Source organism: Pedobacter nutrimenti (genome assembly GCF_032678445.1).
Lineage (GTDB): Bacteria > Bacteroidota > Bacteroidia > Sphingobacteriales > Sphingobacteriaceae > Pedobacter > Pedobacter nutrimenti_A.
Map to the genome: position 1 here is coordinate 164,520 of NZ_JAVTSQ010000001.1, position 15,028 is coordinate 179,547.

The following is a 15,028-nucleotide window of genomic DNA, read 5'->3' on the forward strand; positions in this document are numbered from 1 at the left end:
TCTCAATAATTCAATAATTTAGGCTTTTTATAAATTATTCTAAATGAAGAAACTCTACTTTTCGGCTTTGCTTGCATTAAGCGCTTTGCAATACGTTTCAGCACAAACCAAAACATTCACTTTAACGGAGAAAACAACTGATCCACCAAAGGCAAATTATCAACTCGCCTCCAGATTTTCACCTAATAAATTGAAAAAAATCGTTTACTCTACTGCGGTTGATCCGCATTGGTTAAAACTAAGCAATCGTTTCTGGTATGTTTATGAGACTCCAAGCGGTAAACAATGGTACCTGGTAGATCCAGCAAGCAGAAGTAAGAAGCCGATATTTAATCTGGCCAACCTGGCTGCAGAAATCACCAACATCATGAGGGATCCTTTTGATGCGCAGCATTTGCCGATTGAAGAGATTAAATTTTCCAAAGATGAGAAAAGCATCACATTTGAATTGAAAAGTACAATTGATGAACTGAAGAAAGACAGAAAGGATAAAAAGGATGCAGATTCTATGCAAAAGAAAATCTTTTCTTTCAATTATGATATTGCTTCGGCTAAACTGACGGAGGTTCCCAATTATTCCAAACCAAAGGCTAAACCAAGCTGGGGCTCTGTGGCTCCCGATTCTTCTGCAATTGTCTTTAGCCGGAATTACAATTTGTACTGGATGGACAAAGCCAATTACCTGAAGGCCGTTAAAAACGAGGAGGACAGTACCATCGTAGAACATCAGCTGACGAAGGATGGTGTTAAATTTTACGCTTATGGCAGTGACGGAGATGGGGAGAATAATGAAGAAAATGAGAAGAATAATAAAAAAAGACGGAGTGCTTATGTATTGTGGTCGCCAGACTCAAGATATTTTGTATTGAACAGGGAAGATTCGAGAAAGGTAAAGGACCTGTGGGTGATCAATAATGTAAGTGCAGGGCGGCCTACTCTGGAAACCTATAAATACCAGATGCCAGGGGAGAAGGAAGCGCCGATAGATGAGATTCTTTTGTTTGATTTTCCGGCTAAAACCTCTAAAAAATTGAATATTGCTGCCTTTAAAGATCAGTCGGTTTCGCTTTGGCAGGCGCCCTCGCTAAATAAAGACAGAGATAATGAGTTCAGGCCTTCGCTTTGGCTGGGGAACAATAGCAAAATTTATTTCTCCCGTACCAGCCGGGACCTGAAAAGAGTTGATATTTGTATGATTGACATCAATAGTGGCAAAGTTTCTCCTTTAATAGACGAGCGTTTCAATACCTATGTGGAGGTAAACCGGCCAGGTCTTGTTAATGATGGTCAGGAGATCATCCATTGGTCTGAAAGAGATGGATGGGGACATTTCTACCTTTTTGACGGTCAGGGAAAATTGAAAAACCAGATCACAAAAGGTGCTTTTCATTGTGAGGCCATTGTAAATATTGACCAGAAGAAAAGGGTGTTGTATTTTACGGCAAATGGACGTGAGGGCAAAGAAGACCCGTATTACCTGCATTTATACCGGGTTAACTTTGATGGTTCGGGACTGAAATTGCTGAATAACGGAGATTTTGATCATGCCGTTAGTATGAACGATGAGGGGAAATACTTCGTTAATAATTTTTCCAAGGTAAATACAGTGCCTAAATCTGTGTTGATGGACAATTCTGGCAATAAAGTGATGGACTTAGAAACAACAGATTTGTCTTTGTTGATGGCTACAGGTTATAAGTTTCCTGAACCTTTTAAAGTAAAAGCAGATGACGGTATTACGGATATCTATGGGGTGATGTATAAGCCTTTTAACTTTGATCCGTCGAAGAAATATCCCATCATTGAGTATGTATATCCAGGCCCTCAGACAGAGGCTGTGAATAAGTCATTTAGCAAAAGCATGGACCGGACTGACCGTTTGGCACAGTTTGGCTATATAGTGATTACGGTAGGAAACCGCGGAGGTAATCCGGCACGCTCCAAATGGTACCATACTTTTGGTTATGGAAACCTTCGTGATTATGGGCTTGCGGATAAAAAAGCAGCTGTTGAACAGCTTGCCGATCGTTATTCTTTTATAGATGCAAGCCGGGTAGGGATCACCGGGCATTCTGGAGGAGGCTTCATGTCTACGGCTGCAATGCTGGTTTATCCGGATTTCTTTAAGGTGGCTGTATCTAATGCCGGAAATCATGACAATAGTATTTATAACAGATGGTGGAGCGAGAAGCATCATGGTGTTAAGGAAATTATTTCTGCTAAAGGAGATACAACTTTTAAATACAGCATAGATAAGAATCCGGAGATTGCTAAAAACCTGAAGGGCCATTTAATGATCATGACAGGTGACGTAGATAATAATGTGCATCCGGCAAACACTATCCGTCTGGCCAATGCTTTGATGCGGGCGGGTAAGCGTTTTGAATTTGTGGTTATGCCTGGTCAGCGGCATGCTTTTGGTGATCTGACGGAATATGCTTTCTGGAAATTAGCCGATCATTTTAATAAATATCTGATTGGTGACTTTACTTCTTCTGATCAGGTTGATATATTGGAGATGGACAGAGAGGTTGAAATGAATGGGAAGAACGGTAGGTAGATAAATTATACCTGCTATAGTAAAAGCGAAAGGCCGCATCACTTTTTTCAGTGATGCGGCCTTTCGCTTTTATTAACGCTTTAATTTTAGGGTTATTTACAAATTGAGTTTTTTTAGCAGTTCTTTAGACAATGCTGCTTTCGGAACAACTAAACTCACCGTGTTGATGGCGAAATAAGGCTCTGAAACTTCAATATATCCTTTAAAAGGACCTACTTCTCCCCAGGAATTTTTCACTTTAAATAGGGTCTTGCCCTCTGCGGTCTGGTCCAGACCAATCAGGTGCATTAGGTGATCATCTTCGGTAGTCAGGTTTTCGTACAATTGCTGACGCAATTCCTGCGAATAACTACGTTCTTTGATATTTGGGTTCAGGCCGGGCTGTTTTCCGTCTTCTTTGTTTTCAAACAATAATGCATAACCTTTTTTCTGCTGAAAATCGCTGTTGCTCACATCCGCATCCCACATAATGGTGTAACCATTTTTTAAGGCGGACTTGGTGAGGCTCAGCATTTCATCCAAAGGAATATTATAGAAAGACCCATTGGCAAAATTATCTGGTGCCTCTAAAATAAAAGATTCGTAGAATGGATGATGGGTAAAAGAAGTGATGCTGACATAATCTTTTGGGTTAAATTTCAGAACATCTGCAGCGAAAGATTTTGCTGTGTAAGTTTTTCCTTTGTAGTCGAAATTTGTAGGAGGTAAGCCTATTTTCTGGTTTAGAATCTGCTCATAGCCTTTTAGCCAGTCTGGATTTAAAGGTCTGCTTTTAAGCGTGCTATCCAGATACGTTTTTAGTGCTGTTTCCAGTCCGGAATGGTCTGGAATTGTTCCACTTACACCTTGAAAGGCTTCCTGCGGCATGGCTCCATATAAAGCAACAGCCCTGATCAGGTCATGGCCAAGACCGCCTTCGCCAAATTGGGCTTTGCCTTGGCGCAGGATGTAGTTTTTAGCTTTTTCTATATAAATGTTTCGGGCCGTAAACATTTCACTCAGGTCAAATTCGCCTAAACCTTTACGCATTTCTTCAGATTCAATGAGAGATGTCGTAGAGTAATTCCAGCAGGTACCTGATTGCCCCTGGTTCTTTACAGAAGTTGCTTTATTGTCCTTAATGATTTTAAGGGGTGTTTCCTGTGCATTTGCAGCAAGAATAAAGCTGAGGCTGCAGGCCAGTAAAAAGGTTTTTTTCATTGGAATATCGTTTTTTAGAATAAGGTTAGTTATATGTCCTTCTCAAAGAAGGGAAAATTCTGTTTAAAAATACCAATTTCTATACAAATAAAAAGCCCTCCAAATTTGAAGGGCTTTTTATCTGATGAAGTGGAAATTCTTATAAGTGAAACATTACACCTAATTTTGGTGATAGTGAGTTTGCACTAAAGCTAAACGAATTTGAAGAGCTTTTTTCATTAGTTACTTTGTTCTTAAACTTGTTATGAGAATAGTCTAGGCCATTCGAGGAGAGTTCAATACTTATTCTTTTTGAAGGAAAAAATGCAAACCCTGGCTGAACGCTCAAACCTAATGAGGATGTGTTATATTCCAGGATAAAATTTTCATTTGCGTTACTAGTTGTTTTTACTTTACCCGAATTTATTGGAACCAGAAGTTGACCGAAGAATTTGAATTTATCCACTAGAGCAATGTAATAGCGAACATATGGACTTATAAAAAACTCATTCAAGTTAGTTTCCTGATTAAAATTTATACTTTGATTATTTGAAATATAGTAGTTTCCTGTTGTACTCGTTTTTACACGGGTGTAGCCAATTCCCAGGCCAATTGCAAGGTTGTCTTTTATAAAAAGACCTGCATTAGGGCTAACGGAGAAAGAGTTGTTTTTCGTACTACTGTTTTGTACACCCTGTGTCTCCTGAATTTGATTTTGAGCGACCGATTTGTTATTGAGATAATTAATACTTCCTCCAAGAAGGATTTTTCCTTTTTCAGTTTGAGCGTTTGCAGTCCATGCACATGCACAGAATGCAGCGAGCGTTAACAATTTTTTCATAATTTTATTTCATTTGTGTGCGGCAAGTATAGAGTTTAATATTGAAAGTTCAATAGTTCCGGATAATTTCAGGCCATAAAAAAGCCCAGATCGTACGATCCGGGCTTTTTTATTGATTAAGTAGAAGTTCTTAGAAGTGGAACATTACACCTAATTTAGGAGCAAAAGTGTTTGCATCTAAACCGAATGAGTTAGAAGATGCTTTAGCACCAGTTGCTTCAACTTTAGTTTGTGCATGCTGATATTCTAAACCGTTAACTGAAACTTCGATACCGATATGTTTAGTAGGGAAGAATGCGAAACCTGGAGCAACAGTTACACCAATGTTTGTAGTTGTACCCAATTTATCGCTGGTGTTACCTTGAACGTCGATGTTTTTGTAGTTACCAAACTGCATAGGAACTGCAACTTGTCCGAAGAATTTAAATTGATCAGATAAAGCTACATAGTAACGACCAAAAGGAGCAACTTCAAAAGCCTGAGTTAAAGATCCAGTTGTAACTGCGGTATTTGCAACTTTGTCGTAAGTATAACCAACTCCAGTACCGATAGCAAAATTGTTGCTTACAAAATAACCAACGCTAGGTACAATACTGAAACTTACGTCAGATTTTGGAGCACCGTTAGCTTTAGTTGAAAGGAAGCTTAAGTTACCACCAAGCATTGTATTTCCTTTTTCAGTTTGAGCTTGAGTAGTGAAAGCTAAAGCAGCAACAGCAGCGATTGATAATAGTAATTTTTTCATTTTCTTATGATTTTAATTTATATTTCAGGCCAGTTTTTAATGTTTATATTCTGACCATTGTTGTCATATAGTCAATGCCTGTGCCAAAGGAATGTTTTGAATCTGTATCACTGAAGCACTTTTTTGTAAAGTGCTAATTGATAGTGGAATAAAAAAATGAATTTGATCCTTTATTATTTTGTAATGACAATTAACAATTTCTTTAAATTAAAATAACATTAAAAAATTCAGTCAATTTGACTTTCTTTGTAAGATTGTCAGCCGATATGTTGTACACTTTGTCATACATTGCGTCTTGTTACCGGAGGGGAGTAAGGCTGTAAAGAAATATTTCCTGAAAAAACTTATATTTCATAAAACTATTGCACCCCCTTTATCTGTTATAACATCATGAGATTATCTATAGACCGCAAGCCAGTAAAAGTATATCCTGACCCCAAAAGGGTAATTGCAAGATTCTTTTTTAATGGAGATGATCGGGCAAAAGAGGTTATAAAACTCGTTTTAAAGCTGTCCAAAGAGGAGGTCTTTGGCTTAATATCTCCATTGTTACAGGAATATTCCAAAAGGCACCGGAATATTACAAAGATCCTGGCACGGCACTGCAAGAAGGTTAAATATTGTATAGAAGCCATTGGTGTGGATTATGAAAGCCTGGATAAGTACGAGCGTCTGCTGATCGGATCCTATTTTACTCATGAGTATTCTATAGAATCGGCAGCATTTTTTAATCCATCTATAGTAGAAGATCCGGATCAGACAGATCTTGTTGAAGGAGAAAAAAGAGTCATCATAAGTTTTAGGGCAGTAGGTGAGGGCCATATTTCTTCTGTGGTGTTTAGAAGGGCACTGATTGACCGCGACAATAGCATCACTGTAATCCCTTCTGGGAATTATATTGATGAGGCCGAGGTGATCAGGAATGCGGTGTACAATAAGAAACTGTTTCTGAAAAAAGCAGCAGATTCTATGATCGATATTGAAGTGCTGGACGAAGTGGGGAATAAACTCGAGGATAAATTTGACTATGCACAACTTAGAAAGGTAAGTATCGATTCCAAGAACCTGCAAACTGATGACCTGAAGAAACTGGAATACGATAAGATCCTCTGGCTCTCGGATACTTATCATGAGATGAGTTTTTCCAGAGATACCGATATTTCAGACCGTGTCATTTTTCCAATTTCGGAGTTTGAGCGTAAGGGAATAGAGGATGCCAGGTTTGTTCGTTTTATTAAGGAAGATGGCACTATTATTTATTATGCCACTTATACTGCATTTGATGGGGCTATGATTATGCCTAAGCTTTTACAAACTACTGATTTTTATGATTTTAAAGTGAGTCCGCTTCATGGTATGGGCGCTCAAAATAAAAACCTTGCTCTTTTTCCCCGCAAGATCAATGGAAAATATGCTATGATGTCCAGGATAGATGGCTGGAACAATTATCTGATGTACTCTGACAAGATTAACGTCTGGGACCATCCTGTAAAATTGCAGCATCCGGAATTCCCGTGGGAGTATGTCCAGATTGGCAACTGCGGCTCGCCGATAGAGACAGAAGCCGGCTGGCTGATCATAACGCATGGGGTAGGGCCAATGCGAAGATATTGTCTGGGCGCAAGTTTATTGGATCTTGATGATCCTTCTATTGAAATAGGCAGGCTTAGTGAGCCACTGGTTATTCCCAATAATGACGAAAGAGAAGGTTATGTGCCCAATGTATTGTATTCCTGCGGATCTATTATTCACAATGGAGAATTGATCATTCCTTATGGCCTTTCAGACTATTGTTCTTCGTTTGCGACTGTAAACCTGGAATTATTGCTGGACAAACTTAGGGAATCAAAATCAAACCTTTAAGATCTTCTGGTAGAGTTTAAGATAGTCCTCTACCATTTTTTCGGTCGAGAATTTCGACACTGACCAGTCCCTGCAAGCTCTTCTTTCCAAATGATGAAGTTGATCTACAGCCTGGATGGCCTGTTGTTCATTGGCTACAAGGAACCCGGTCACTTGATCATGTATCAATTCTGGCATAGAACCGCGGTTAAATGCAACAACCGGAGTTCCACAAAGCATTGCTTCTGCAACACTCAACCCAAAAGGTTCGTCAAAGCTGATGGGATGTAATAAGGCTGCTGCTTTTCCAAGTAATTCATTCCGTTCTTTCGGGCCTTTGGAGCCAAGAAAAATGATCTGATCATTTAAGTAAGGTTCAATTTCATTCTTAAAATAACCCTCATCCTGAACTATGCCTGCAATTAGTAGTTTCTTCTTGCTTTGCAAAGCGATACGAATGGCTTCTGCGGTTCCTTTGTGTGGATGAATTCTGCCAAAGAAGAGTAAATAGTCATCGGGATGTTCATTAAAACTGAATTCCTCTTTGTTTAATCCATTATAGACCGTAGCTGCATAATGAAGGTCCTGATGCCTGTCGGAATTGCTGATGGATACGTAATGGCCGGTTTTATTGTACTTTTTGTACACAGGAATAATTTTCTCTGAGGAAAAGCCATGGATTGTGGTAACCACAGGAGTTTGAATGAGACCCGAGTAGCTGAGGGGCAGGAAATCAAAATGATTGTGGATCAGGTCAAAAGAGCCTGCCTTTTCCATCAGGTTGCTGATGTGAAGACATTCCACCACTTTTGCATCGAGAGAACGGTCTTCTTCGTACCCCTTAGCAATTACAGCATCCAATTTTCCCGCAGTTTGAGAATCTCCTGTAGCAAAAAGTGTCACTTCGATTCCTTTTTTAAGCAGGCCTTCAGTAAGATTTGATGCGATCTGTTCCCATGGGCCATAATGACGTGGAGGTGTTCTCCACGCCACCGGCGATAATACGGCTACTTTCATTTTGTGATTTTAGGGAATTAAGAAGCAGACAAATTCTGCGTGTCCAGTAATTCTGTGCTTTGAATAAATTCGTATTCAAATTCAAGTGCTTTAAGGACCATCAGATGTGAGATCCAATAAGCAAGTGTACTTTCTGCGCCTTGATTACGATTTACACCGTGTGGCTGCAAACCGTCGCCACAACCTTTGGTTTCATGATCGTACAAAGGTAGTCTTAAACTGTTCTCTCCAAGGAACCACTGGTAGCTTAAATACATGTGTTTGATGTATTGCAGGTCACGTGTAATCTGGTATGCTTTGAAATACATGAGTACCATAGCCATGGTTTCGATGGCTTGCTGATCATAAATTGCCATTTCTTTGTTGCGGTACAGCCAGCCATCATTGCCCACGGGATTAAGATAGCCTTTGTCTAAGGTTTTCTGCGTCAGGAAGTCCATACTTTCCAGTGCGATGTCCATAGACTCCTGGTCGTGGGTTGTTTCGTAATGACAAAGCAGGGCTAAGGGGAGTAGTGCATTATCATAGGTTAACTTATCCTCGAACCAATACCAATCAGGGCCTTTCTGGCTTTTGTAGGCTTTCTTTAAAGGCATTGCCAGCTTGGTCATTTCCTCAATCATCCCTTCATCGTAAGGGTTGGCTTTTAGAAAGCTGCTTAGGCCGATCATGGTGTTGGCAATCCCTCTTAAATGTTCCAGCTTGCTGAAATGGGGAATTGACTTTACAAACAGCTCCCTTGCAAATTCTTTGTACGAGTTATTTGGCGCATTATTGATCAGGTAACCCAATGCCCATATGGTTCTGCCAAAAGAATCTTCGGAGCCAACTTCGTCCAGGTATTCCCTTCTGAAACTCAGGAAATTTCTGAAGTTTCCATCATCACACTGCATGTATTGAATATAACTCAGGTAAACGGGTAGGAGTTGTAACGCAACTTTACTCTTGTTTTGCTGATAGGCCAGTATAGATGCGATCAGTGCTCTTGCATTATCATCAAGACAATAGCCTTCCTTTAAGTTTGGAATCCCATATTTTGCATGCTGAACAATACCTGTGTCGTCTGTCAGACGTTGTATATGGGCAAAACTGAAGGCCGGCATCATATCCGGATCGATGATCGGCTTGTTTTCATCTACAGCGAGTTCAGCTTCGGCAATTGATTTTTGCAGGGTTTTGATAAATACCTTGCCTGTATTTGGCCAGCGCAACTGCATGCCATAATCGTAAGCATTCTTTTTCATCTTAGCTAGACGCTCCTGATCGTCAAAAAGTTCATTTACAATAGATGCCAGTGCATCATGATCTTTAAAATCAAATAACTTGCCCCTGTTGTCTGCCAGCAATTCCTGTGCATGCCAGTACGGAGTGGAGATTACTGCAGCCCCAGCACCTACTGCATAGGATAAAGTTCCGCTGGTAATCTGAGCCTCATTGAGATAGGGGGTAATGTACATGTCTGCTGCGGTAAGGAAGTCGAACAATTCTTCTTCAGACACGAATTTGTTAATGAAAATGAGGTGATTTTCCACGTTTAACTTTCGAGCTAGTTTTTTTAAGCTGTCTCTGTATTCCTCTCCCGAATTCCGGATAACGCCCGGATGTGTAGTTCCCAGTACAACATACATCACGTCAGGATGTTTCTTTACAATTTCCGGCAAGGCATTTACAACAGTTTCAAGGCCCTTATTGCGGCTGATCAGGCCAAATGTGAAAAGTACTTTTTTGTTCCTGAATGCATTGGATTGCTTTACAGGGTTGTTTTCTTTGGCTTCAAGATTAGGAACGCCGTGCTCAATCAGTTGAATTTTCTCTAGCGGAATATCATATACACTAGTTAAAAAGCCAACTGCCCTGTTGCTCATGACCACGATCTTTGAAGAATATTTTGCAATTTCACGGATAATGGTGAGCTGCATAAAGTTCGGATCCTTTAACACCGTATGAAGAATGGTAATCAATGGTTTTTGCAGCCTTGCAATAAGCGGAAGGATATAAACTCCATTTTCGCCGCCGTAAATTCCGAATTCGTGTTCTAATATACAGACATCTGATAAACTCGTATTGATATAATCAGCACCCCTGATGTAATCTTTTTGGTTGTCTTGTCTGATGATATATTTGACTTCCTTAGGGTATTCGTATTCATTTAAATTATCAGAGTCATTCATCGCAACAACAAAGCTGTCGTCTGAAACTATTTTGTCAAGTCCAATAGCATGAAGCAAGTTGTTATTAAAAGTAGCAATACCGCATTCGCGCGGTGGGTAAGTAGATATATAGGCTATTTTCATCGGTATATTTTTTTATGAACAAGAACCATCGCCAGGTTTAACCGGTTCGATTCAGGTATAGAACAAATAATCTGCTTAAATGTTCATTTTTCGAAAATTTTTAAAGGCTAAAGCTTTTTTGATGTGTTTTTGAAGCTTTCTCAGCGGGAAAATCCAATATAGTTATTATTATCTAACGATTTTTATTTATTGGTTAAACAAAATGTTTTTTACGGGAATAAATTGTTTAACTTTTTAAGGAATATCTATGGTTTTTTATCACAGAACAACAATGCCAGTACATCGTGGTATAAATATTGGGGTGAGGGCCTGGAGAAAAACACTAAATTTGCATTATGCCATTTATAAAGACATCGATCGCGAAACTGCATTATCAGGAATACGGGACGGGGAGCAAAGTGATGCTGGCCTTCCATGGATTTGGGATGAAGGGAACGCAGTTCGGTTTAATGGAGCCTTATTTGGGTAAACATTACAAGATTTACAGTTTTGATCTGTTTTTTCATGGCGATACTGTCCTTCATAATGAATCACTGCCGCAAATTAGGGAGGGTATAACCTCTGCCGGGTTTGCAGAGCTGATCATTACTTTTATCAAAGAAAAAGAACTGGAACAGCAGCCATTGACATTATTGTCTTATAGTATCGGTGCCCGTTTTGCGCTGGCATTGTTACAGGAATTGCCGCAGATGATCAGTGGGGTCTATTTTATTGCTCCCGATGGCATAGAACCCAATAAATTACTGGTCAGTGCTGCTGAGAACCGGCTGATCAACCGGAGTTTCTGGAAATTGGTTTCCAGCCCCAAAACAGTAAATTTTCTGCTTAGGGCTCTGCGTAAAACACGTTATATAGATGATAGTCTGGAACGGATCCTGTCGAGGGAGTTTGAAACACATGAAAGCCGCCTGGCCTGTTACAATACGATTACTTACCTCAAAAAGCTTTCCTTTGACCGGGAAAGACTGGCTAGACTGATGAACGATCATGCTATAGAGATCAGGATGTATTTTGGTCAGCACGATAAACTTTTCCCGCCTTCTATAGGAGAGCGATTTAGAAATCTTGTGCCTCATACTTATTTACATATATTCGATGAAGGTCATGAACTCGTTAATACAGCGCTTTGCAAGGTGATGGAAGAGGAACTGGAAAATAGAATGAGCCTGAATTATGATCAAAGATAAGCCGCTGAAGATGGTCCATTACCTTGGGGTAATGGTGGAAAAGTATATGCTAAGGCACTTTTCTAAATTGATGATAGTGGGAGAAGTACAGATGCAGGCCGATAAAGCGGCCCTGGTACTGCTTAACCATTTCAGTTTTAATGACGGTTTTGTATTGCACCGTCTGAACAGAACGATCTTCAGAAAGCGGTTTAAAACCATGTCTGTTGAGGCACAACTCAGGGCATTTCCTTTATTAAGGTATATAGGTTGCTTTTCTGTTAATAAAAAATCAAGAGATGTTATAGAATCACTTAACTATGCTGCTGAATTGTTGAATGATCCGGCCAATATGCTTTGTATATTTCCGCAGGGAGAAGTGTATTCGCAACATCTGCCTAAAGTTCATTTTGAGAAAGGGCTTTCACAAATTCTTAAAAAGACAAAACAGCCTATACAGGTAATTATGGGGGTCATGCTGGTAGATTACCTGGATAGTTTTAAGCCGGTGATGCGGGTATATCTTAAAGTATATGATGGGGAAAGGGATATGACCGAGATGGAAAGGGCGTATAATGAGTTTTATATGGCTTGTAAATATCAGCAATGTCAATTGCACCATCCTCCGGAAAGTGTATTTAAAACCTAGGTTAGGGCATAAAAAAAGCAGGCTGGAACAGCCTGCTTTTTTTAATACGATTAATTTTAAACGCTTTCTTTTTCGTTGGTATTGAGGAAGACAAATTTATTATCGAACATATCCAGTTTGATCTTGCTGTCCTTATCTATTTTTCCAGCCAGAATCTCTTTAGATAATTCATTTAAAATCCTTTTCTGAATCACCCGCTTTAACGGTCTTGCACCAAATTGCGGATCATAGCCCAACTCTGCCAGCCAATCCAGTGCTTCCACTGAGGCTTCTATTTCGATGCCCATTTCAGCAAGCGTTTGCTGCACATGTTTGAACTGAAGTTCCACAATATTTCTGATCTCGCTGCGGTTTAGCGGTGTAAACATAATCAACTCATCGATCCGGTTCAAAAACTCAGGCCTGATGGTTTGTTTTAACAATTCAAATAGTTCGTTTTTCGTTTTTGCGATCAGCTCGTCCCGGTTGTCATCATCCAGATTTTTGAAGTTTTCCTGGATCAAATGAGAACCAATATTGGAGGTCATGATGATGATGGTATTTTTAAAGTTCACCACACGACCTTTGTTGTCTGTTAAACGGCCATCGTCCAATACCTGCAGCAGGATATTAAATACATCAGGGTGCGCTTTTTCAATCTCATCCAGAAGTACTACAGAATAAGGTTTACGACGTACGGCTTCTGTAAGTTGCCCGCCTTCATCATATCCAACATAGCCCGGAGGCGCACCAATCAGTCTGGATACAGCATGACGTTCCTGGTATTCACTCATATCAATACGCGTCAATGCATTTTCGTCATTGAAAAGAAACTCTGCAAGTGCTTTAGCCAGCTCTGTTTTACCCACACCAGTTGTACCCAGGAAAATAAAGGAACCAATAGGTTTGCGTTTGTCCTGTAAGCCTGCACGTGAACGTCTGATGGCATCAGAAATTGCTTCTATAGCCTCATCCTGTCCGGCAACACGTTTGTGCAATTCATCTTCCAGATGCAAGAGTTTTTCTCTTTCGCTCGAAACCAGTTTCGTTACCGGGATTCCAGTCCAACGGGCCACTACGCCTGCAATATCATCTGCAGTCACTTCTTCTTTCAGCATACGGCCTTCGGTCTGTTGACTTTCCAGTTCAGTTTTAAGTTTTTCCACTTTATCCTGAGCCTCTTTGATCTTACCATAACGGATCTCTGCTACTTTTCCATAATCTCCTGCACGTTCGGCTTGTTCTGCTTCCAGTTTATAATTTTCAATTTGCTCCAGCTGGGTATTAATTCCATCTACCACATCTTTTTCACCCTGCCATTTTGCTTTTAATTCATCGCGTTCAGCAGCCAGATTGGCAATTTCTTCACCTAAAGCTTTTACTTTTTTATCGTCGTTTTCCCGTTTGATCGCTTCTCTTTCAATTTCCAGCTGCATAATCTTCCGGTCAAGTTCATCTACATTTTCAGGAACACTATCCATTTCCAAACGCAGTTTAGAAGCAGCCTCATCCATTAAATCAATGGCTTTATCTGGTAAGAAACGATCGGAGATATAGCGCTGAGACAATTCAACGGCTGCTATAATGGCCTCATCTTTGATTCTTACCTTATGATGTGTTTCGTAGCGTTCTTTTAAACCACGAAGAATGGATATGGCATCCTGTGTATCTGGCTCACCTACCATTACCTTTTGGAAACGACGTTCCAATGCTTTATCCTTTTCCAGGTATTTTTGATACTCGTCTAATGTAGTGGCACCAATAGCCCTTAATTCTCCTCTGGCCAGGGCAGGTTTCAGAATATTGGCAGCATCCATGGCACCCTCTCCACCACCAGCACCTACCAGGGTATGAATCTCATCAATAAACAAAATGATGTCTCCGTCGCTTTGTGACACTTCTTTAACTACAGCTTTCAAACGCTCTTCAAATTCACCTTTATATTTGGCACCTGCAATTAAGGCACCCATATCTAAAGAATAGACCGTTTTTGTCTTTAAATTCTCTGGAACATCACCTTTAATAATTCTGAAAGCAATTCCTTCTGCAATGGCTGTTTTCCCCACACCAGGTTCACCGATCAGAATAGGGTTGTTTTTGGTTCTTCTGGAAAGAATTTGGATCACTCTTCTGATTTCCTCATCGCGGCCAATAACAGGATCCAGTTTGCCAGATTCGGCATATTCATTTAAATTTCTGGCGTATTTATTCAGTGCATTATAAGTTGCTTCTGCGTTTTGATCGGTTACCCGGTTGTCGCCACGCAAAGCAATCACTGCTTTTTTGAGATCTTTTTCATTTACACCCTGGTCTTTTAGCAGTTTAGACGTGTCGTCGTTAACTGCCAGCAGACCCAATAATACATGTTCAACAGATACGAATTCGTCTTTAAATTCTTTCAAATAAGACTGTGCTTTCTGCAGTGCTGAATTAGAGCCAGAAGATAAATAGACATTGCTGCCACTTACCTTAGGGAATTTAGCAATCTGCGCATCCAGGTGTTGGTTGAGCTGGTTAATATTTACATTGAGTTTCTTGAGCACATAAGAAACCACATTTTCATCAACATTCAGCAAACCCTTAAGCAGGTGAGCTGTTTCAATAGCTTGTTGCTGATTGCCTTGAGCTATTTCGGAAGCCTGTTGAATTGCTTCCTGGGCCTTTATAGTAAAGTTGTTGAAGTTCATAGCAACTGATAAACAAACAAAATGCCATATTGTTGTTTGATATCAGATCGGAAATTTTGTCTGTAAAAT

General features: G+C 40.0%; 10 protein-coding genes. 4 read left to right on the forward strand and 6 right to left on the reverse strand.

From position 1 onward, the window contains the following. Positions 1-43 precede the first annotated feature (43 nt). Entirely contained in the window at positions 44-2,560 is a 2,517-nt protein-coding gene (locus R2S08_RS00735; protein WP_316833405.1) for a S9 family peptidase, read from the forward strand. A gap of 96 nt (positions 2,561-2,656) precedes the next feature. Here the strand turns inward: R2S08_RS00735 and R2S08_RS00740 are convergent, their stop codons facing one another. The 3 genes from R2S08_RS00740 to R2S08_RS00750 form a co-directional block, all read right to left on the reverse strand. Further along, positions 2,657-3,760 carry a C1 family peptidase gene (locus R2S08_RS00740; RefSeq protein WP_133777683.1) on the reverse strand — a complete coding sequence of 368 codons (1,104 nt, stop codon included), beginning with the start codon at positions 3,758-3,760 and terminating at the stop codon, positions 2,657-2,659. A gap of 139 nt (positions 3,761-3,899) precedes the next feature. Then, a complete protein-coding gene (locus tag R2S08_RS00745; RefSeq protein WP_316833406.1) occupies positions 3,900-4,580 on the reverse strand; it encodes an outer membrane beta-barrel protein in 681 nt (226 codons plus the stop codon). A gap of 130 nt (positions 4,581-4,710) precedes the next feature. Next, the gene (locus R2S08_RS00750) at positions 4,711-5,325 is read right to left on the reverse strand and encodes a porin family protein (RefSeq protein ID WP_316833407.1); all 615 of its coding nucleotides are present in this window, start codon (positions 5,323-5,325) and stop codon (positions 4,711-4,713) included. A 390-nt stretch (positions 5,326-5,715) separates the two neighbouring features. Between R2S08_RS00750 and R2S08_RS00755 the strand changes: the two genes are divergently transcribed. Then, positions 5,716-7,188, forward strand: coding sequence for a glycoside hydrolase family 130 protein (locus tag R2S08_RS00755; protein WP_316833408.1), 1,473 nt, complete (start codon positions 5,716-5,718; stop codon positions 7,186-7,188). Here R2S08_RS00755 and R2S08_RS00760 read toward each other — a convergent pair. After that, on the reverse strand, positions 7,177-8,184 hold the full coding sequence (locus R2S08_RS00760) for a glycosyltransferase family 4 protein (protein WP_316833409.1): 1,008 nt from the start codon (positions 8,182-8,184) through the stop codon (positions 7,177-7,179). The two genes, R2S08_RS00755 and R2S08_RS00760, sit on opposite strands and share 12 nt — an antisense overlap. Positions 8,185-8,201: 17 nt before the next feature. Continuing rightward, positions 8,202-10,478: a glycosyltransferase family 4 protein gene (locus R2S08_RS00765; protein ID WP_316833410.1), complete on the reverse strand. Its 2,277-nt coding sequence runs from the start codon at positions 10,476-10,478 to the stop codon at positions 8,202-8,204. Positions 10,479-10,813: 335 nt separating this feature from the next. On the opposite strand from R2S08_RS00765, the gene R2S08_RS00770 reads away from it, so the two are divergent. After that, complete coding sequence (locus R2S08_RS00770) at positions 10,814-11,665, forward strand: alpha/beta hydrolase (protein ID WP_316833411.1); 852 nt, start codon at positions 10,814-10,816, stop codon at positions 11,663-11,665. Continuing rightward, on the forward strand, positions 11,652-12,293 hold the full coding sequence (locus R2S08_RS00775) for a 1-acyl-sn-glycerol-3-phosphate acyltransferase (RefSeq protein WP_316833412.1): 642 nt from the start codon (positions 11,652-11,654) through the stop codon (positions 12,291-12,293). Before R2S08_RS00770 ends, R2S08_RS00775 begins: the two co-directional genes overlap by 14 nt. A 56-nt stretch (positions 12,294-12,349) precedes the next feature. On the opposite strand, the gene clpB is transcribed toward R2S08_RS00775, so the two are convergent. Next, positions 12,350-14,959 (reverse strand): ATP-dependent chaperone ClpB, encoded by a 2,610-nt coding sequence (gene clpB, locus R2S08_RS00780; RefSeq protein WP_316833413.1) that lies wholly within the window; start codon positions 14,957-14,959, stop codon positions 12,350-12,352. Positions 14,960-15,028 lie beyond the last annotated feature (69 nt).

Coding starts and splice junctions, on each gene's coding strand:
- R2S08_RS00755 (WP_316833408.1), top strand. CDS start 5,716: ATGAGATTATCTATAGACCGCAAGCCAGTAAAAGTATATCCTGACCCC.
- R2S08_RS00765 (WP_316833410.1), bottom strand. CDS start 10,478: ATGAAAATAGCCTATATATCTACTTACCCACCGCGCGAATGCGGTATT.
- clpB (WP_316833413.1), bottom strand. CDS start 14,959: ATGAACTTCAACAACTTTACTATAAAGGCCCAGGAAGCAATTCAACAG.
- R2S08_RS00775 (WP_316833412.1), top strand. CDS start 11,652: ATGATCAAAGATAAGCCGCTGAAGATGGTCCATTACCTTGGGGTAATG.
- R2S08_RS00760 (WP_316833409.1), bottom strand. CDS start 8,184: ATGAAAGTAGCCGTATTATCGCCGGTGGCGTGGAGAACACCTCCACGT.
- R2S08_RS00750 (WP_316833407.1), bottom strand. CDS start 5,325: ATGAAAAAATTACTATTATCAATCGCTGCTGTTGCTGCTTTAGCTTTC.
- R2S08_RS00745 (WP_316833406.1), bottom strand. CDS start 4,580: ATGAAAAAATTGTTAACGCTCGCTGCATTCTGTGCATGTGCATGGACT.
- R2S08_RS00770 (WP_316833411.1), top strand. CDS start 10,814: ATGCCATTTATAAAGACATCGATCGCGAAACTGCATTATCAGGAATAC.
- R2S08_RS00740 (WP_133777683.1), bottom strand. CDS start 3,760: ATGAAAAAAACCTTTTTACTGGCCTGCAGCCTCAGCTTTATTCTTGCT.
- R2S08_RS00735 (WP_316833405.1), top strand. CDS start 44: ATGAAGAAACTCTACTTTTCGGCTTTGCTTGCATTAAGCGCTTTGCAA.